The 16,613-nt window shown below is 73.7% G+C and carries 14 protein-coding genes, 1 tRNA gene, 1 other RNA gene and 1 pseudogene; 8 read left to right on the top strand and 9 right to left on the bottom strand.

The annotated features are described in order from the left end of the window. Window positions 1-134: 134 nt before the first annotated feature. Window positions 135-2,516 carry a DNA polymerase III subunit gamma and tau gene (locus tag OHU34_RS22275; RefSeq protein ID WP_142265051.1) on the bottom strand — a complete coding sequence of 794 codons (2,382 nt, stop codon included), beginning with the start codon at window positions 2,514-2,516 and terminating at the stop codon, window positions 135-137. A gap of 70 nt (window positions 2,517-2,586) precedes the next feature. Further along, window positions 2,587-2,685, bottom strand: an RNA gene (gene ffs / locus OHU34_RS22270) — signal recognition particle sRNA small type. Window positions 2,686-2,756: 71 nt separating this feature from the next. Here ffs and OHU34_RS22265 point away from each other — a divergent pair. Together OHU34_RS22265 and OHU34_RS22260 are read left to right on the top strand one after the other, a co-directional pair. Further along, a tRNA-Ser gene (locus OHU34_RS22265) sits at window positions 2,757-2,844 on the top strand. Between the two features lie 444 nt (window positions 2,845-3,288). Then, complete coding sequence (locus tag OHU34_RS22260) at window positions 3,289-3,510, top strand: hypothetical protein (RefSeq protein ID WP_028807083.1); 222 nt, start codon at window positions 3,289-3,291, stop codon at window positions 3,508-3,510. Between the two features lie 365 nt (window positions 3,511-3,875). Here OHU34_RS22260 and OHU34_RS22255 read toward each other — a convergent pair whose 3' ends face one another. Beyond that, window positions 3,876-5,213: a wax ester/triacylglycerol synthase domain-containing protein gene (locus OHU34_RS22255; protein ID WP_142265052.1), complete on the bottom strand. Its 1,338-nt coding sequence runs from the start codon at window positions 5,211-5,213 to the stop codon at window positions 3,876-3,878. 325 nt (window positions 5,214-5,538) lie between these two features. On the opposite strand from OHU34_RS22255, the gene OHU34_RS22250 reads away from it, so the two are divergent. Beyond that, on the top strand, window positions 5,539-6,711 hold the full coding sequence (locus OHU34_RS22250) for a macrolide family glycosyltransferase (protein WP_230195304.1): 1,173 nt from the start codon (window positions 5,539-5,541) through the stop codon (window positions 6,709-6,711). A gap of 87 nt (window positions 6,712-6,798) precedes the next feature. Further along, a complete protein-coding gene (locus OHU34_RS22245) occupies window positions 6,799-7,290 on the top strand; it encodes a thioesterase family protein (RefSeq protein WP_142265053.1) in 492 nt (163 codons plus the stop codon). 30 nt (window positions 7,291-7,320) lie between these two features. Here the strand turns inward: OHU34_RS22245 and OHU34_RS22240 are convergent, their stop codons facing one another. From OHU34_RS22240 to OHU34_RS22220, 5 genes are all read right to left on the bottom strand, one after another. Next, a complete protein-coding gene (locus OHU34_RS22240) occupies window positions 7,321-9,186 on the bottom strand; it encodes a copper resistance CopC/CopD family protein (RefSeq protein ID WP_230195306.1) in 1,866 nt (621 codons plus the stop codon). A gap of 164 nt (window positions 9,187-9,350) precedes the next feature. Further along, window positions 9,351-10,115: an SDR family NAD(P)-dependent oxidoreductase gene (locus OHU34_RS22235; protein ID WP_142265054.1), complete on the bottom strand. Its 765-nt coding sequence runs from the start codon at window positions 10,113-10,115 to the stop codon at window positions 9,351-9,353. Beyond that, window positions 10,112-10,597 (bottom strand): cupin domain-containing protein, encoded by a 486-nt coding sequence (locus tag OHU34_RS22230; protein ID WP_142265055.1) that lies wholly within the window; start codon window positions 10,595-10,597, stop codon window positions 10,112-10,114. The genes OHU34_RS22235 and OHU34_RS22230 overlap by 4 nt, the downstream gene beginning before the upstream one ends. Continuing rightward, entirely contained in the window at window positions 10,594-11,214 is a 621-nt protein-coding gene (locus tag OHU34_RS22225) for a GNAT family N-acetyltransferase (protein ID WP_142265056.1), read from the bottom strand. The genes OHU34_RS22230 and OHU34_RS22225 overlap by 4 nt, the downstream gene beginning before the upstream one ends. Then, window positions 11,207-13,273, bottom strand: coding sequence for a penicillin acylase family protein (locus OHU34_RS22220; protein ID WP_405767967.1), 2,067 nt, complete (start codon window positions 13,271-13,273; stop codon window positions 11,207-11,209). Before OHU34_RS22220 ends, OHU34_RS22225 begins: the two co-directional genes overlap by 8 nt. A 78-nt stretch (window positions 13,274-13,351) precedes the next feature. On the opposite strand from OHU34_RS22220, the gene OHU34_RS22215 reads away from it, so the two are divergent. From OHU34_RS22215 to OHU34_RS22200, 4 genes are all read left to right on the top strand, one after another. Then, window positions 13,352-14,095, top strand: a complete 744-nt coding sequence (locus OHU34_RS22215) for a siderophore-interacting protein (RefSeq protein WP_142265058.1) — start codon at window positions 13,352-13,354, stop codon at window positions 14,093-14,095. Between the two features lie 24 nt (window positions 14,096-14,119). Then, window positions 14,120-14,713, top strand: coding sequence for an HhH-GPD-type base excision DNA repair protein (locus tag OHU34_RS22210; protein WP_230195302.1), 594 nt, complete (start codon window positions 14,120-14,122; stop codon window positions 14,711-14,713). Between the two features lie 241 nt (window positions 14,714-14,954). Then, window positions 14,955-15,266 carry a hypothetical protein gene (locus OHU34_RS22205; protein ID WP_142265060.1) on the top strand — a complete coding sequence of 104 codons (312 nt, stop codon included), beginning with the start codon at window positions 14,955-14,957 and terminating at the stop codon, window positions 15,264-15,266. 64 nt (window positions 15,267-15,330) lie between these two features. Continuing rightward, the gene (locus tag OHU34_RS22200) at window positions 15,331-15,453 is read left to right on the top strand and encodes a hypothetical protein (RefSeq protein ID WP_268827162.1); all 123 of its coding nucleotides are present in this window, start codon (window positions 15,331-15,333) and stop codon (window positions 15,451-15,453) included. Window positions 15,454-15,671: 218 nt separating this feature from the next. On the opposite strand, the pseudogene OHU34_RS22195 reads toward OHU34_RS22200, so the two are convergent. After that, window positions 15,672-16,520 (bottom strand): annotated as a pseudogene (locus OHU34_RS22195) (helicase HerA-like domain-containing protein); the annotation flags it as partial. Between the last annotated feature and the right edge of the window lie 93 nt (window positions 16,521-16,613).

Below are 16,613 nucleotides of genomic sequence, written 5' to 3'. Positions count from 1 at the left end.
GGGGGTCAGCCTAACGGGCGGGGGCGGGGGTGTTTTGTGCGGGCTTCCGAAAGCCGGGAGGCGGGGATGTCGTGCGTTCCTCCAAGCGGCAGGCGCGGAGGAGGGGCGCCACCGGGGGACGTCCGTGTCACCCCCTACTCGTTGGTGAACTCCTCGACCACCGTCGCTCCGAGTTCGCGCACGATCAGTTCGTAGCCGGAGAGGGCCGACTCGTTGAGGTCGGGGTCGTCGTCCTCGGGGGTGTCGTCCTCCGGAGCCACCGGTTCCGGGGCGGGCGGACGGGACGGCGCCGGGGCGGACGCCGCGTGGGCGTGCGCCGACGCCGATGTCGGCGACGACGCGTGCTGGGCCGGGGCTGCGGGAGCCGCCGGCGCCTGGGTCGGGGCCGCGCCCGACGGGGCCGTCGAACCGCCGCCACCGCCGTAGCCACCGGGGCTGCTGTGACCCCCGGGGCTGCCGTAGCCGCCGGGCGCACCGCCTCCGCCGCCACCGAGGCCGCCGGCCGGCGGGGGGCCCGAGCCGCCGGACGGGTCGATGACCGCGTCGATCTTCCACTGGACGCTGAACTGCTCGGCCAGCGCCTGCCGCAGCACGTCCTCGCTGCCGCTGCTCGTGAAGTTGTCGCGGGCGCCGGCGTTGACGAAGCCGAGCTGGAGGGTCGTGCCGTCGAAGCCCGCCACATGGGCGTTCTGGCTGAGCAGGATCCAGGTGAAGCGACGGCGGTTCTTGACCGCCTCCAGGATGTTCGGCCAGAGCATGCGGGGGTCGAGGCCGCCGGAGGGGGGCGCGTACCCGCCGGGAGCGGGCGCCGCCGGGGTGGCTGCCGGGGCCGGTGCCGGGGGGCCGGCCGAGGCGGCGGGGGCGGAAGCGGGGGCCGGCGCCGCCGGGGGTCGGCCGCCGCCGCCCGCGGGCGCGGCGGTGGGCCAGCCGCCGGGGCGGCGCCCGCTGCCCGCCGCGGTGGCGGTGGGCCAGGCACCGGGGGCGGGCTGGGCAGGAGCCTGGGGGCTCGCGGCCGGCACCTCCTCCACCGGCGGGGCGGACGCCGCGACGGGGGCGGGAGCGGGGGCGGGAGCGGAGGTGTGCGCCGGGGCGGGCGGGACGGCCGGAGGCTGGACGGGCGCGGGCGGCACGGTAGGCGCGGCCGACCGGTCCGGTGCCTGACCCGGTACGGGGCCCTGCCCCGGGCCCGGACCGCGTACCGCGGCGCGGGCGGCGGCCGCCCCGGCACCGGGCGGGATCGGCGCGCCCCCGGGCAGGGGGGCACCGGCGTGCGCCTCGGGGCCGGGCACGTAACCCATCGCCGGCATCGCGGGCGCACCGTGCACCGCCCCCTGCGCACCGCCGCCCGGCGAGAAGTTCACGCCACGCTCGATGCGATCGAGCCTGGCCATGACGGAGCGTTCGTCGCCGTAGGCGGCGGGCAGCATCACGCGCGCGCAGATCAGCTCGAGCTGGAGACGGGGTGAGGTGGCGCCCCGCATCTCCGTCAGCCCCTCGTTGACGAGGTCGGCGGCGCGGCTCAGCTCCGCGGCGCCGAAGACGCCGGCCTGGGCCTGCATGCGCTCGATCACGTCGGCGGGGGCGTCGATGAGCCCCTTGTCGGCCGCGTCCGGCACGGCGGCGAGGATGACGAGGTCCCGGAGCCGCTCCAGCAGGTCGGCGACGAAGCGGCGGGGGTCGTTGCCCCCCTCGATGATCCGGTCGACCACCTCGAAGGCGGCGGCGCCGTCACCGGTGGCGAAGGCCTCGACGACGGAGTCGAGCAGCGAGCTGTCCGTGTAACCGAGCAGGGAGGTGGCCATGGCGTACGTCACACCCGCGTCGCTCGCGCCGGCGAGCAGCTGGTCCATGACGGACATGGAGTCCCGCACGGAACCCGCGCCGGAGCGCACGACGAGCGGCAGCACGCCCTCCTCGACGGGGATGGCCTCCTGCCCGCAGACCTCGCCCAGGTAGTCCCGCAGCGTCCCCGGCGGCACGAGCCGGAACGGGTAGTGGTGGGTCCGCGACCGGATGGTCCCGATGACCTTCTCCGGCTCGGTGGTCGCGAAGATGAACTTCAGATGCTCCGGCGGCTCCTCGACGACCTTGAGGAGCGCGTTGAAACCGGCCGGCGTGACCATGTGGGCCTCGTCGATGATGTAGATCTTGTACCGGCTGCGGGCGGGCCCGAAGAACGCCTTCTCCCGCAGGTCACGGGCGTCGTCCACACCACCGTGCGAAGCCGCGTCGATCTCGATGACGTCGATGGAACCCGGGCCGTTCCTGGCGAGGTCCTTGCACGACTCGCACTCCCCGCAAGGGGTCGGGGTGGGACCCTGCTCGCAGTTCAGGCACCGGGCCAGGATCCGCGCGCTGGTGGTCTTCCCGCACCCACGCGGCCCGCTGAACAGGTACGCGTGATTGACCCGGTTGTTCCGCAGCGCCTGCTGCAACGGGCCGGTGACATGCTCCTGCCCGATGACCTCGGCGAACGACTCCGGGCGATAGCGGCGGTACAGCGCGAGAGACGACACGCTTACGAGGTTATAGGCGACCGCTGACATCGGGTCCCACGCGCGGACCCGGCACCCGGCCCCCACCGCACACGCAAGCGCCCCCCACGCACCCGCCAGAGCCGACCTACCCTTGCTGCCTTCCGGCCCTGGGGGAGTTCAGTCAGATAGCGCCGCGTGAGGGGCTGCGCACAGGCTACAGGATCCGAGCGGGGGGAACGAGTTCGCGAGCACTCCTCAACGTCTTGTATTGTTTGCCGCGGAGGATTCGCCTAGTGGCCTAGGGCGCACGCTTGGAAAGCGTGTTGGGGGCAACCCCTCACGAGTTCGAATCTCGTATCCTCCGCCAGTGCCTCACCGGGCACGAAGTCGAAGGGCCCCACCGTTCGCGGTGGGGCCCTTCGACTTTGCCCGTCCCGACCGTCCGTCCCGACCGTCCGTCTCGGATGCCGTCCTCGCACGGCATCCGCGTACGGCATCCGCGCATGGCGTCCACGGATGCCGTCCGGTTCGACGGTCCGGAACATCCGGCGGGCCGGCTGCGGTGCTGTGCGTCATGCTCATGATCCCGAGCCCGATTCGCGCGACCAGCTGAGGCGGAGCGGGTTTCCGAAGGTAACGGTCTGTGGTGGGGTCCCGGGGGCGCTTCGGCGGGCTCATCGACGAAGCACCAGGTCAGAGGCGCGTGGCTGCCCGTGTTCCGGCCGAGGTGATGATCGCTGTCCGGGTCTGTGACGAACAGCGGGGAAAGACGGCCGCTACGAGTGGCCCATGCAGGCCCATACTGGAGGCAATGACAAAGCCATCGGCACCGAAGCGCTACTTGCCCACCAGTCCCTTCAAGGCCCCGGCCGCGCCGTCTCCGAAGCACTTCGAGGTGGGCGACCAGGTCACGCACGACATGTACGGCCTCGGCCGCGTGATCGGCATCGAGGACGGAATCGCGGCCCTCGTGGATTTCGGTTCGGCGCAAATGCGGATCTTGAGCCCGTACACCAAGATGAGCAAGCTGTAGGACCGCTGTGCCCGGTCACGGCACGCCAGGTCCGTTCACGGCCCTGTAACGAATGGGAGACCTCTCATCGACCCGACCTCGCTGTTCTCCGCTCCGGAAGGGGCGACTCGCTATGCCACCGCGGCATCGCCGCCTCCGACGACCAACCCCTTCCAGGCCCCGGACTTCGGGGAGGACGAGATCTTCCTGATCGAGGATGCGCAGGCACCCCTCTCCGGCATGGGTGCGGCTCGACGCCAGGCGAGCTAGCTCCGGCCGGTGACCGTGGCCTCGCAGTCCGCGGTCACACGCCGTCCCGGTTCCGCGCATGCCGAAGGGCCCCACCGTTCGCTGTGGGGCCCTTCGACATGTGCGGAACCGGCGGGTCAGCGAGCCCCTTCGGCGAGCAGCGTCAGCTCGTCGAGGAACGCCTCCGCCAGCAGGCCGGCGTCCTCGCTGCCCGAGTTGGTGGCGACGCTCAGCGTGTGGCCCTTGGTGCAGCCGCCCAGCGCGAAGGTGGCCGTGTCGGCCGGGGGCACCATGGGGACGATCGTGAGGTGGCGCAGCGGTCGTCCGGCCAGGGTCTGGCCCCGCTCGCGCAGGTGGACGTAGGAGCAGGCCGCCGGCGCGTACGCGGGCGCGAAGATCTTTCCGCCGGCCAGCGCCAGGGTCGCCCCGGGAACCGCCGCGAGCGTGCCCTCGACCAGCTTCTCCGCGGTGCGCCGGGGGCGGGTCACGGTGGTCAGCAGGCCGGTGCACGCGGTCAGGCGGGCCGCCGGGTCGGCGAGGGTCACCGGGGCGGGGACCCGGACGTTGGCGAACGCGTTGCCGAGGAACTCACCGCAGTCGTCGGGCCGTTCGTCGACCGGGACCGACAGCCACACCTGCCTCGCATCCGGATCCCGGTCACCGCCGCCGGAAACGGAGGCGCGACCGGAGTCGGCATCGGCGGCGGAACCGGTCTCCGAGGCCGCGAGGCAGGCGCGCAGGACTCCGGAGACCGTCGCCAGGAACACCTCGTTGGTGGTCGCCGGGCGGGAGGCGCCCGCCGCTCCCACGGAGACGGCCGCGCGCGCGGCCCGCAGGACGTCGGCGCGCAGCCGTACGACGGTGTACGCGGGCTCCCGCGGGCCCCGGTGCGGCAGCGGCACCGCGCGGCCCGTGGTCAGCAGCCCCGGCGGGCCGCCCCCCGTCGGGCCGGGGCCGACCGTCCGTCGCCGCGGACCGGGCACCGCCAGGGACGCGGCCCCGTCCAGCGGCCCGCCGTCGTCGAAGAGGGCGCGCAGCAGGGTCGTCAGGGAACGGCCGTCGAGCAGGCTGTGGTGCATCCGGAACAGCAGGGAGAACTCCCCCTCCGTCGCCCCGCGCAGCAGGTGCAGGCTCCATGGCGGCCGGTCGGCCGGGAACGGGGTGTGGAACCACTGCCGGACCGCGTCCCGGAGGGTGAGGTCCGCGCTGTCGACCTGCTGGGCCAGGTCGTGGCCGTCCCGCCGCGCCCAGCGGTGCCGGCCCGTCCACCAGGCCAGGCCCGTCCGGGCGCCGCCGGGAGCGACCAGGGTCTGGGTGAGCCTGGGCAGCGCCTTCCAGCGTTCCTCCACCAACGCCCGCAGTTCGTCCGACGACGGTGGAGCGCCCGCGAGGTCCAGGGCGATCCCGGCGTTGGGCGGGCCGAACGGCCAGCGGGCCATCCCCTCTTCCATCAAGGGCAGATGCGATCCGGGCATGAGACTGCTCCTGTCGTGGGCCGTCCGTGCCGTGGGCCGGCCCTGTCGTGGGCCGGCTGCTGACGGACGACGTCCTGTACCCCCAACGGCCGATCGGACCGGCGGTCACGTCCGCCGCGTCACCGACAGCATCCGCAGGTACCCCTCAGGTGTTCCGCAGGTGTCAACGCGCGGCCGTGGAGGCTCCCTGATGGGGTGACACTGCCGCAGGTTTGCGGTCACGAACGGTGTCCGTGCGCCTTTAATCGGGACTCCGCGTCCGCCGTTCGGGCGCCCCGTTCCCGAATCCCCGCCCCGGCTCCGTGCCGGACAGGAGTTGTGTGTCGTGCCTGGTACTCATCCGAATCCCGCACACATTCCCGCGCACATCGCCGTGTTCAACGTTCCGATGCACGGGCATGTGAATCCGACCCTGGGGGTCGTCGAGGAGCTCGTCCGGCGGGGGCACCGGGTCAGCTACGCCGTCACCGAGGACTTCGTGCACCAGGTGAAGGCGGCCGGTGCCGAGCCCGTGCTCCACCCGGACTCGGGGGACGGCTCGGACGCGCCGGAGGACATGGGCGAGGGGTTCGCGCGGGTCGTCGAGGTGGCGCTCGCGGCCCTGCCCGCGCTGACCCGGGCGTTCGGCAGGGACCGTCCGGACCTGGTGCTGTGCGACATCTACGCCTTCGCGGGCCTGCTGCTGGGGGCACGGTGGCAGGTGCCGACCGTAGTGGCGTCGCCCACCCACCTCGCCTACGACGGCATCGTCCCGGAGTTCTTCGGCGTGCCCGGCCTCCCGCAACTGCCGGGCTTCGCGAGGCTGGCGGCCGCCTTCGCCGACCACGGGATCGAGGCGGCGCGGATCCAGGACCTCGTACGGCCCGAACACGCCGTCGCGTTCTTCCCCCGGACCTTCCAGCGCAGGGCGGACACCGTCGAGGCGCAGCGCGTCGCCTACGTCGGGCCGGCGCTCGGGGACCGCTCCTATCAGGGCTCCTGGCAGCCGCCACGGCCCGGCGTGCCCGTCCTGCTGGTCTCGTTGGGCTCCCAGTTCACGCGGCGGCCGGAGTTCTACCGGTCCTGCGTCCAGGCCTTCGCCGAGTTGCCCTGGCATGTGGTCATGTCCGTCGGCGCCGTCCCGCCGGACGGGCTGGGGCCGCTGCCCGCCAACGTCGAGGTCCATCCCCATGTGCCCCAACTCGCCGTGCTCGCACACGCGGACGCCTTCGTCACCCACGCCGGAATGGGCGGCACGATGGAGGCCCTGCACTACGGCGTGCCGCTGGTGGCGGTCCCGCAGATGGCCGAGCAGCGGGTCAACGCCGCCCGGATCGAGCACCTGCGGCTGGGCGTCCACCTGCCGCGCGAGAGCGTCACCCCCGAGGCGCTGCGCGAGGCCGTCCTGCGGGTCTCGTCCGACCGGGACATCCGCGCGGGCGTGTCCGCCATGCGCCGGGAGATCGCGGCGGCCGGCGGAGCGGCGGCCGCGGCCGACCTGATCGAGGGGGCCCTGTAGACCCGCAGTCCCTGTAGCCCCGGCACCGGTACCGCGTACCGGCCAGGAGGCCGGGACCCCTGTTCCGATGTTCCGAGGAGTGACACCTTGACCCTGACCCACGCCCTGGCGTCCGACATCCGCCTCACCGGCACCGGGCGCACGCCCCCCGAGGCGGCGGACTGCCGGCCGCACCTCTATCTCCGCCAGGTACGCATGAGCGATCTGGACTCCATGAACCATGTGAACAACGTCCGGCTGCTGGAGATGATCCAGGACGCTCACATCGACATGTTCTATCTGCGCCCCGGACTGCCCGGGCAGGAGATCCGCCCGAGGTTCGTCTACGCCCGCCACGAGCTCGACTACACGGAGCCCCTCGTCCTCCAGCCGGAGCCGGTCACCATCACCACGACCATCGGAGACCTGCGCCGCTCGACCTTCCGCGTGACCAGCCGCGTCACCCGCGACGCCCGGGTGTTCTGCACCTGTGTGAGCACGGCCGTCGCCTACGACCCGGACGCCCGCTGCTCCCGCCGGCTCGAGGAGGAGGAACGTGCCCTCGCGGCCCGGCACGCCACTCCCGACCCGGCGCGCTGACCGGCCGCCCCGCCGGGGGCAGCCGCCGTCTCAGCGCACGATCTCCACCGGCTTCGACTCGCTCACCTGGTCGGTCTCCGACACCCGTACCGTCACCTTCATCTCCCAGGTGCCGGGCAGCGGCAGATTGACCGTGTCCGCGCCCCAGTAGCCGCCGCGGTCGGTGACCTTGGCGTCGAGAGGGCCGATGTCCTGGCCGGGCAGGCTGAAGGAGACACGCAGCTCGGGGATGCTGACGAAGCCGCCGTCGGGGCCGTAGACCACGGCCTGGAGGCCGTTGTCGCCGACCCGGCCCGGGTCGAGGGTGACCTGCACCTTGCCGCTGATGCCGCGGACGCCGGAGCCGAGGGAGAAGGGGATGGTGGTCACGGAGGCCACGGGCAGCCCGGCGGACTGTTCCGCCGTCGCCGCCTCGGCCGCCGCCCGGCCCGGCAGAGTGCCCGTCAGGACGGTCGTGAAGACGAGGACCACGACGGAGACGACGACCTCGGCCAGCACGGAGCGGCGCAGCGCCCGGCGTTGGGCGTCCTCGGCCGGGGTGAGGGCCGCACCGGCCGGTGGCCGGGGCTTCCCGGGCAGCGGCGGGTCGCCCGCCGGGGCGGCGACCGTACCGGCCACCCGTCCTTCCACCCTGCCGTCCGCCAGGCCGTCCGCCGCGCCTTCGGCCCGGCCGCCTACCCGCTCCGGTACCCGCGCCTCCCGCGCCTCGGCAGCCTCCACCGTCACGTTCCTCGCCGTCCTTTCCCTTGTCACCGTCCGCCGCGACCGGGCCCCCACCAGCAGCAGGAGCGTCACCGCGACCAGCTTGGCCAGCAGGACCCGCCCGTACGTCGTGTCCGTCAGCACGGCCACGGAGCCGAGGCCGCGCCAGGACTGGTAGACGCCCGTCACCACCAGGACGGTCACCGAGAGGCCCGCCAGCTGCGAGAAGCGGCCGACCACGCGCGACGGGACGGACGCGCGGTAGAACAGGGTGAGCAGGGACGCCAGGCCGCCCAGCCATACCGCCATCGCCAGCAGGTGCAGCACGGTGGACGTCATCGCCACCGGGACCTGGATACCGGCCGACGCGTGTTCGGCGCCGGCCCAGGTCAGGGCCAGGCCCGTGGCCAGCGTGGCGCCGGTCAGCAGCGCCGCGCGCGACGGCCGCTTCCCCTCCCCGAGAGCCTTGCGCTGCCACAGCAGCAGGGCCGCGGCCGCCGCGAGCAGCGCGAGGCGCGCCACCAGGGCCAGGCCCGGCCGGGTGCCCAGCGTGCGGGTCAGGCCCGACGGGTCCAGGGCCTGCGCGGGACCGGTGCCGGTCTCGTAGGGGCCGCGGAGCAGCAGCAGGAACACCGTCGAACCGGCGAGCGCCCACCAGCCGGCCAGCAGCAGCCTGCGCAGCGGCCGGACGTCCGGCGGGCGGCAGACGGCGATGAAGGCGGCCGTACCGACGAGGAGCGCCGCGGCCAGGTACGCGAGGTAGCGGCCGATGTTGAAGAGGCCTCCGGTGGCCGGGTTCTCCACGGAGGTGCCGGGCAGGGCCGGCGGGGTCGCGGACGGTGTGCCCACCGAGAAGGTGAAGGCGCCGGCGATCGGGTGGCTGTCCGCCGACACCACGCGCCAGGCCACCGTGAACGTGCCGGTGCCGAGCTTCGCGGGGAGCTTGATGCGCGCGGTGTCGGCGCGGCCGTCCGCGTGGCCCGCCCGGCCCGTGTCGACCCGTCGGTTGTCGGGGTCGAAGACACGGAAGGAGTCGTCGAGCAGGCCTACGGACTCGGTGAAGGTGAGGGTGATGGCGTCGGGGGCCGTCTTGACGACGCTTCCGTCGGCGGGATCGGCGCCGCGGAGGGCCGCGTGCGCCGAGACCGGGCCGCCGCCGAGGAGGAGCAGGACCAGCACGGTGCCCAGCAGCACCAGCCCTTGAAGTCCCCTTCGGCCGCCGCCGAGTCCCCCGCTGCCGTACCGCCCACCACCGTGTCGTCCGCCATCTGGCCCTTCGCTCACGTCACCGCTCCGCCTTGCCTGGGACTCGAGACTCGTGTGCTCGCAGATACGTACGCATGCACGGGACATCCGGTTCACCACGTCGGCCGTGCCGACACCCCGCCGTCCACCACCAGGTCGTGTCCGGTGATCCAGGACGCGAGCGGCGAGGCCAGGAAGACACAGGCGTCGCCGACGTCCTCGGGGCGGCCCAGCCGGCCGACCGCGACCGCCTCCCGCCACCGCCGCACGCCCTCGGGCCACGCCTCGGCCAGCCCCTCCCGGTCGATCAGTCCGGGCGAGACCGTGTTCACGCGGATGCCGTACGCCCCGTACTCCTGTGCCGCCGCTCGCGCGTGCATCACGACGGCTGCCTTGGAGGCGGCGTAGTGGGCGTGCCCGGGAGCCGGCCTCGCCGCTTCCACGGAGGCGATGTGCGTGATGCTGCCCCCGCGCTCCCGCATCACCTCCGCCGCCGCCTGGGTGCAGGCGAACACGCTGGTCAGGTTGGTGTCGACGACCGCGCGCCAGTCGGCCGCCGGCATCCCGGGCAGGTCCCGCACCGGCTGTACGCCCGCGTTGTTCACCAACGCGTCGAGCCGCCCGCCGCCCCACTCGGCGGCCTGGGCCACCAGCCTTCGGCACTCTTCCTCGCCGGTCAGATCGGCGCCGGCCAGGACGACGGCCCGCGCGCCGGTCTCCTCGGCGATCCGCTCGGCGAGCGCGTGGGCCGCCTCGGTCCCCGTGCGGCAGTGCAGCGCCACCGCCGCGCCCTCCTGGGCGAACCGCAGCGCGATGCCGCGCCCGATACCGCCGCCCGCACCCGTGATCAGGGCCACCCGGCCCGCCAGCAACGTCATGGGCGGCACAGTTCCGCGATGAGGGCGGCCCGGTCCGGGTGCCGCGCCGTGAGCTCGGCCGCGTCGCCGTGTTCGTAGTCCCCGTAGGTGAAGCCGGGGGCCATCGTGCAGCCGAAGAAGGTCCAGGCGCCCCCGGTGGCCACCCGCGCGCCCATCCAGGTGCGCGCGGGCACGGTGAGCTGCGGTTGCTGCCCACCGAGAAGGTCCGGGCCGAGCACCGCCGTACGGGAGGTGCCGTCGGGGGCGAGGAGCAGCAGCGTGAGCGGGTCGCCGAGGTAGAAGTGCCAGACCTCGTCGGTGGGCAGGCGGTGCAGGGCCGAGAAGTCGTCGGCGGTGAGCAGCGCGACGATCGCGGAGCCGGCGGGGCGGCCGTCCGGCCCTTCCGGACCCGCCCAGGTGCGGCGGAACAGGCCTCCCTCGCGGGGGATCGGCTCCAGTCCGTAGTGCGCGACGAGGTCTTCGGGGGTGAGCGGTGAGGTCACCCGGGGAACGCTACCTCCCGGCGCAGAAACGCCAGCTGCGCCTTCTTCTGCGGCAGATACACGTCCGGCAGGTCGATCTCCGGCAGCGTGACGACCGGCCCCTCCTCGAAGCCCTGCCGCAGGAAGCGGGCGACCGCCTTCTCGTTGCGCACATCGGGGTCCACCACGACGCGCGGCCGGTCCAGGCCGACCAGCGCGTACGAGGCGAACGCGCCCATCAGCGCCGCCGACCAGCCCGGCCGCGCCCCGCGCCCGCCGGCCGGTGCGATGAGCACATGGACGCCGATGTCCCCGGGCTCGACCGGGTAGCACTCGCCGACCCGGTCCTCGGTCGGCTCGTAGGTCTGGAGGAGGGCGACCGGTTCGCCGTCCAGCTCGGTCAGGAAGGCGTGATGGGTGTCGAGGCCGGCCATGTGGGCGTAGATCTCGGCGACCTGGTCCCGCGTCAGACCGTTCATGCCCCAGAACGCGGCCCGCTCCTCGCTCACCCAGCCGTGGACGACGTCCGCGTCGCCCTCGGCGTCGAGCGGACGGATGCCGACGGTCCCGAATCCGTCGACCACCTGCTCGTGCACGTAGACGTCCGGGGCGTTGCGGCCGTCCTGGCGGTCACTCATCGTCGCTCTCCTTCTTCAGCTGTGCCCAGTCGGTGACGACCGGGGCCAGTTCGCCCTTGAGCCACAGGGGGAGCTGGTCGTGGTGGTGGGGGTGGCCGGGGAGGCCGGACGCGCCGTACGGGACGACCCACAGGCTGTCCTCGCGGCGGGCCAGGTCCCACACGTACCGGGCGGCCGGGCCCCGCGCGGCGAGGTCGGTCCAGCCGGGCACGGCCGAGGTGCACAGCACGCAGTCGTGGTCGCCGGCGAGGGCCGGGGCCTGCCGCCCGGGGTCGGGCAGCGCCTGCCAGGGGGCCAGACGGTGGGTGTCGCCCCAGCGGGCGGCGGGCCGGCCGGCGATCTCCTCGACGGCCTCCCGTACGAGCGCCGCCCGGTCGATGCCGTACAGCTCCTCGGCGCGCAGCAGGTGTTCGAGGGCGAAGCCGATGCGCGGGACGAGGGCCAGCCAGGGGAGGAAGACCTCCGGGTAGGCGGGCGGCGTCGTGAGGGCCGCGAAGGCCGGGTGGGCGGCGAGACGGCGGACCAGGGCGCTGCGCAGGGCCGCGAACCGTGCCGCGTCCTGGCTGTCGGCGTCCATCCGGCGGTCCCAGCGCAGCAGGCTGTCGCGGAGCTCGGCGGCCGGGCCGCTCAGGTCGTCGAGGGCGGTCAGCCGGTCCAGCAGGGGCGCCGCGGAGGCCAGCTGGGTGTCCGTGTGGATGGCCGGCATGTCGGCCGCGGACCACTGCCGACGCTCCGCCAGCAGCGCCCGGATGCGGTCGGCGCGGTGCGGCGGGGCGAACTCGACGCCCAGCTCCGCGGCGGGTCCCCGCTGGTTGGCCATCACCGCGACGCCGTCGGCCAGTCCCGCGCGGGGCATCTCGTGCCAGCCGGTCCACTCGTGACCGGGTTCCCAGGCGGGCACCAGCCGGGTGCCGTTCGCCTCGGCGCGCAGCGGCACCCGGCCCGCGACCCGGTGCAGCAGGCCGCCCTCGGTGTCGGCGGCCTGGACGACGTTGACGGGCTCGACCCAGCGGTCGAAGGCACGGTCCACGTCGGCGACCCGGCGGGCCCGGAGCAGCGGGAGGAGTGCCCGGAAGCCCAGGTCGGCGGTGACGCGGGGCGGGTGGCGCAGGGCCAGCGCGAGCGGGGTGCCGTCGTCTAGGCCTTCCGGGCCGCCGGCGATCACCGGGCCCCGTTCGGTCTCCAGCACCTCCACCTCGACGGTCTCCTCGCCCGCCACGCGTACGAGTTCGGTGTGCCGGGCGACTCGCCGCCAGGTGCCGTCCGGGCCGAGCGCCTCGACGCCCGCGCCGGTGCGGCGCAGCCGTTCGCGGTAGAGGTCCTGGTAGTCGGCCATGGCGTTGGTGATGGCCCAGGCGACCGTGCCGGTGTGGCCGAAGTGGGCGATGCCGGGGACACCGGGGACGGCGAGCCCGACGACGTCGAACTCGTCGCAGGCCAGGCGGATCTGCTGGTAGACGCCGGGGTCCTCGATGAAGCGGTGCGGGTCGCCGGCGATGACCGCCTGCCCGGTGGTCGTCCGCGCCCCCTCCACCAGCCAGCCGTTGCTGCCGGAGGTGCCGGGCCCGTCGGTGGCGAACAGGCCGACGGCCTCGGGGCCGAGATGCCGGGCGGCCTCCTCGCGCCACAGCTTGGCGGGGAACCCGGCGAACAGGATGTGTGTGGCCAGCCAGACGCCGAGCGGGGTCCAGGGTTCCCAGCGGCCGGGCGCGAGGCCGACCCGGGTGAACTCGGGGGCCTCGCAGGCGGCCAGTCCCGCATTGACTCCGTCGACGTACGCCCGGACCCAGTCGGCCGTCTCCGGGTCCTCTCTCTCCAGTTCGTCGAAGCAGCGTCTCGCCGTGTCGTCGAGGCGGGCACGGCGCACGAACCGGTCCCAGGGGAGGGCCTCGGAGCCGAGGAAGGACGCCGAGGTACCGCGCGCCCTGTGCCGTTCGACCTCCAGTTGCCAGGCGCGGTCGCGGGCGGTGACCGACCCCTGGAGGCGGGCGAGGGCGTGCGCGCTGTCGGCACGCAGATGCGGGACGCCCCAGGCGTCACGGTAGATCTCGGTGGTCACCCTCTGGCCCTTCTTTGCTTTAGGTTAGGCTTGCCTAAGTAGGTTGTGCCGAAATCGTACGCGAGGGGCGGAGAAGCCATGGCGCAGGGGCGGGGCTGGGAGGGCACGGTCCTCAGACTGATGCGGGCGAAGGACTTCACGCTCACGGTCACGGGCGTGCAGGAGGTCACCGGCGAGTACCGCAGGCTGCGCCTCTCGGACGGCGGGCTGCTCGCCGCCACCGGCGTCCACCCGACGATCTGGATCCGGCTCTGGTTCGAGAACGCGGGCCGGCCGCACCAGCGGGCCTACACACTGGTCGACCCCGACCCGTCGGCCGGCACCTTCGCCCTGGAGTTCGCGCTGCACGAGGGCGCGGCCAGCGACTGGGCGCGGGCGGCGAAGCCCGGCGACACCATCGAGGCGACCGTCCAGGGCACCGGCTTCGAAACGCCCGCCCCGGCCCCCTCGCACGTCCTCGTGATCGGCGACCCGGCCTCCCTGCCCGCCATCAACTCCCTGCTCGGCGAGGGCGAGGGGGCGCTCGGCGCCGCCCCGGCGACCGTCTGGTTCGAGGGCTCGCCCGACGGTACGGACGGCCTTCCCTTCCGGACCGACCCCGCACGCCACGACATACGGCACGTGCCCAGGGTGGACTCGGGCGCCCACCTCGTCGAGCGGGTGAAGGCCGAGCTGCCCGCCCTGCTGACGGCCACCCCCGACCCTTACGTCTGGATCGCCTGCGACACTCGCACCACCAGGACACTGTCGGCCTACCTGCGCAAGGAACTGGGCCTCCCCAAGGAGCGGCTGCACGCGCTGGGGTACTGGCGCGCGAGCTGACGAGCCAGGCGGGATCATCGACGCATGGACGTCACCCTTCACCTCTCCCAGGACCCCGAGGCCGACGAGCTCCTCGGGCGGTCCCCGCTCGCCGCGCTGGTCGGGATGCTGCTGGACCAGCAGGTTCCGATGGAGTGGGCGTTCAAGGGACCCCGCACGATCGCCGATCGGCTCGGCGCCGACGACCTGGACGCGCACGACATCGCCGCCCAGGACCCGGAGGCCTTCGCCGCGCTGCTCTCCGAGAAGCCGGCCGTGCACCGCTACCCGGGGTCCATGGCCAAGCGCGTCCAGCAGCTCTGCCAGTACCTCGTCGAGCACTACGACGGGGACGCCGGCGCCGTCTGGAAGGACGTGAGCAGCGGCAAGGAGCTGCTCGGGCGGCTCCAGGAACTGCCCGGCTTCGGCAGCCAGAAGGCGCAGATCTTCCTCGCCCTGCTGGGCAAGCAACTCGGCGTCCGCCCCGCGGGCTGGCGCGAGGCGGCCGGCGCCTACGGCGAACCGAAGTCCTTCCGCTCCGTCGCCGACATCACCGGCCCGGAGTCGCTGACGAAGGTACGGGCCCACAAGCAGGAGATGAAGGCGGCGGCCAAGGCGGCCAAGTCCGCACAGAAGTAGCGGGGCCGGCCGGGTGGGCCACCCGGGACGGCGAGGAGTCCGGGTCGGCGAGGCAGGCCGGGTTGCCCGCCCGGCGCGGCGGAACAAGCCGGGATCACCCGCCCAGGGCGGCGGAACAGGCCGGGGGCCCGGACGGGTGGTCCGCCGGGTGCCGCGCCGTGTGAGGCGGTTGTCCGCCGAACGGGCGGATCCGACCCCCGGCATGCTGAACCCAGGGCGTGTCGCGGGGAGATGACCTCTCATGAGCCCCGCAGCACGCCTCCCCCGCAGCCGCACCTGGCTGCGGACGCTCGTGCTGCTGCTCGCCCTGCTGGTGCCGGGCGCGGCCGCCGAGGTCTCGGCGACACCCGTCGCCGCCGCCGAGCTCGCCGAGTACGACGTCCTCGACACGGCGCTGCGACCGGCCCCCTGCGCGCACCGCCCCGCCGCCCCGCTGCGCCCCGCGGCCCTCCCGGCCCCGGCGCCCGGTGTCCCCGCGGGCCCGCCGCGCCCCGCGCCGCACCGGCCGTCGTACGCCCTGCACGCCCTGCGCACCGTGGTCCTGCGCTGCTGACGGACGCCGTTCCCAGGCCCGTCGGCGATCACGCTCACGCAAGGAACATGCGAGGGAAAAAGTCATGCCCACAGACCCGTACGCGATCCTGCGCGCCCTGCTGCGCGCGGAGGCCGCGCGCAGCACACAGAAGCCGCAGGTGAAGGAAGCGAAACCGCAGCAGTCCCCGGAGCACCGGGTCCGCTGACCGGTCGGCGGAGGCGGAAACCACCGCCTCCGCCGGGCCGCCGTGCCGAAGAGCGAGCGGGTGATCTCGTGGCCGATCTGCGTGCCGACGGATCGATCCTCCTCGGGCTCCCGGGAGAGTCCTCGCTGAACGAGCGGTATACACAGGCTGTGGACAGAGAATCCGCGTTCGATAAGCCGGCGGCCCGGCCCGCCGGGCAACCGGAGTCACCGCCCGGGAGCCTTGAGGGGCTGCCGGTCGTCCGGCGTGACGGCCCGCAGGGCGTGCTGGACCCGGTTGCCGAGCTGGGCGAGGACGTCACCGGGCACGTCCTTCGGGGTCTGCGTGACGAAGAACACGCCAGACCCCTTTCGAGCGAATCAGCCGGACGGTCTGCGTGATGGCGTCGAGGAACGCCTTCGGGGCGTCACTGAAGAGCGGGTGCGCCTCGTCGAAGAAGAAGACGAGCCTCGGCCTGTCGGCGTCACCGATCTCGGGCAGATCGTGGAAGAGATCGGCCGGCAGCCACATCAGGAACGTCGAGAAGAGCTGCGGCTTCTCCTGGACGGCGGGCAGCTCCAGGACCTTCTGGTCGGCGTAGTGGAAGATCAGGCCGAGGGACTGCTCCTGGGTGTGGTTGAGCTGGAGCACCTCGGCCGGCAGCAGCGGGCCGAAGCCGGTGATCGTGGCCCGCAGCGGGATGCCGTGGCCGAGGCCGCCGAGCGTGCGTAGAACTCGGCCGGAAAGCCGGTCGCCGTCCATTTCTGGCCGACTTCCGCCGCCCGCCCCCGCACCCGGTCGTTCGCCGCCCCCAACGCCGACACCCCGGACAGATCGCCCTTGACGTCGGCGAGGAAGACCGGCACGCCCTGCGCCGAGAGCTGTTCGGCGATCAACTGCAGCGTCTTGGTCTTACCGGTGCCGGTGGCACCCGCGGCCAGTCCGTGCCTGTTCAGCACGGGAAGGGGGATCCGGACGGAGGCCTCGGGCAGACACTCCCCGTCCCACAACAGCGCGCCCAGGCCGAGGGCGGGCCCGGCGAAGGCGTACCCGGCGGCGATGTCAGTGGCGCTCGCCGGCTCACTCATCGGCGGACCATCGTTCCGTTTTACCCCCGTTCATCACGTCTTTTCCAGCGTCGCACTCCGTCTCCATGGCTGCGCCCGGAACGTCTGGACCGG

Source organism: Streptomyces sp. NBC_00080 (genome assembly GCF_045041255.1).
Lineage (GTDB): Bacteria > Actinomycetota > Actinomycetes > Streptomycetales > Streptomycetaceae > Streptomyces > Streptomyces coriariae.
This window is presented reverse-complemented; position numbering and strand designations above follow the sequence as displayed.

Excerpts from the sequence above, each read along its gene's own strand:
- OHU34_RS22260 (WP_028807083.1), top strand. The coding sequence starts at position 3,289 with ATGACAAAGCCATCGGCACCGAAGCGCTACTTGCCCACCAGTCCCTTC.
- OHU34_RS22255 (WP_142265052.1), bottom strand. The coding sequence starts at position 5,213 with ATGCCCGGATCGCATCTGCCCTTGATGGAAGAGGGGATGGCCCGCTGG.
- OHU34_RS22235 (WP_142265054.1), bottom strand. The coding sequence starts at position 10,115 with ATGACGTTGCTGGCGGGCCGGGTGGCCCTGATCACGGGTGCGGGCGGC.
- OHU34_RS22225 (WP_142265056.1), bottom strand. The coding sequence starts at position 11,214 with ATGAGTGACCGCCAGGACGGCCGCAACGCCCCGGACGTCTACGTGCAC.
- OHU34_RS22215 (WP_142265058.1), top strand. The coding sequence starts at position 13,352 with ATGGCGCAGGGGCGGGGCTGGGAGGGCACGGTCCTCAGACTGATGCGG.
- OHU34_RS22210 (WP_230195302.1), top strand. The coding sequence starts at position 14,120 with ATGGACGTCACCCTTCACCTCTCCCAGGACCCCGAGGCCGACGAGCTC.
- OHU34_RS22205 (WP_142265060.1), top strand. The coding sequence starts at position 14,955 with ATGAGCCCCGCAGCACGCCTCCCCCGCAGCCGCACCTGGCTGCGGACG.
- OHU34_RS22200 (WP_268827162.1), top strand. The coding sequence starts at position 15,331 with ATGCCCACAGACCCGTACGCGATCCTGCGCGCCCTGCTGCGCGCGGAG.